We start from the raw sequence: 232 nt of genomic DNA, 5'->3' as shown, positions 1-232 counted from the left end.
AGCTGCGGCGCGAGCAGCAGCATCATCGTCATGCCCAGCGCCATGTAGCTGCTCCACAGGCCGAGCGCGAGCTTCAGGCGCGCGGGTGGCGCGGCCTCGCGCATCAGCGCCGGCGCCGCCACGACGATGCAGACGAACCCCAGCCCCTCGACGATGCGCGACGCGAACAGCACGGCCACGCCCTGGCTGAGCGCCCCCAGCAGCGCGCCGGCACCCAGCGCCAGCAGGCCGA

1 protein-coding gene is annotated in these 232 nt (G+C 74.1%); it reads right to left on the bottom strand.

The window, feature by feature from the left end; genetic code table 11:
• Positions 1-232 (bottom strand): hypothetical protein (locus AC0MA3_RS26785; RefSeq protein ID WP_474658392.1); only part of this gene is annotated, 232 nt, incomplete at both ends.

The organism is Paenibacillus sp. LS-5, from assembly GCF_056121505.1.
The sequence above is the reverse complement of the archived record's forward strand: the minus strand, read 5'-3'. Positions and strand labels throughout refer to the sequence as shown.